Genomic DNA, 1,025 nt, shown 5'->3' on the forward strand with positions numbered 1-1,025 from the left:
GGGTTGCTTGCCGGGCCGCAACAGATCATCAGGATTCAAACCACACTGCTTCCCCGCCTGCCTGAGCAAGACATCAAAATCGATCCCCTGCTGCACAGAGGTTGTCCGGCGGTCAAGCTCTTCTTCGGCATGGCGAAAAACATCTTTAGTAATGCTAACCTAATGAAGACTCCTGTCTGAGACTTGTCAGCGCGGTGCTGATGGAAATCTCTGAGGAGTGGGAAACAGGCCGAGCCTACTTGAGTTTTTAACTGTCAAAGATCGCCCCAAAGAGGATTGTGAATTTTACAGAATAAATGTTGCTTTATCCAACTGGTGCGTTTATTGCTAATAAAATGACTGCTCAATGTTGATACGGAAAAATATCAAAGACACACTTCTGTCCGATTCAATTATTTTAAATGGAGAAAAAACATGCAGAATTTTTCATTGCAGAAAAGTCGCATCCTGGCATTGATAGTCGTCGGAGTACTCGCTGCATCCCCTGCCCTCGCAGATAAAAACAAGTGGGATGGAGACGACAAAAAGGGCAACAAATCCGAACAGAATGAAAGGCACCTCAGTCAGAGAGACAATTACAGAGAGAACAGGACAAGTACCCATTTCAATGACCGCCACCGGACGATCGTACAGGATTACTCTTCCAGTCGTTTTAACTCCGGTCATTGCCCGCCGGGACTTGCCAAAAAGAACAATAATTGTATGCCACCCGGCCAAGCTAAAAAGTGGACGCTAGGCAAGCCGTTGCCAAGGGATGTCATCTTCCATAATCTGCCGAGAGAGGTTGCCGAGCAATTTGGACCGCCGCCGGCCGGGCAGCGCTATGTGCGAGTGGCCAACGACATTCTGATGATCGCAACGGGAAATGGTACGGTAATTGATGCCATTGAGAACTGGGGCAATTATAGCCAGTAAGACTGTGCTTCAACATAAAACAGTTGAACCGGGCATTTCTTGCCGTTGTCCACCCTGGGCATTGACTGCCACCGCCCCGATCCCTGCGATCGGGGCTTTTTTATGCCCAG

2 protein-coding genes are annotated in these 1,025 nt (G+C 48.6%); both read left to right on the top strand.

All coding sequences use genetic code 11. The annotated features are described in order from the left end of the window. Positions 1-180, top strand: a 180-nt coding sequence (locus tag AC6F7T_RS01910; protein ID WP_500716282.1) for a hypothetical protein, incomplete at its 5' end; no start/stop codon positions are given. Between the two features lie 234 nt (positions 181-414). Further along, entirely contained in the window at positions 415-915 is a 501-nt protein-coding gene (locus AC6F7T_RS01915; protein ID WP_500716283.1) for a hypothetical protein, read from the top strand. Positions 916-1,025 lie beyond the last annotated feature (110 nt).

Source organism: Pelovirga sp. (assembly GCF_059864205.1).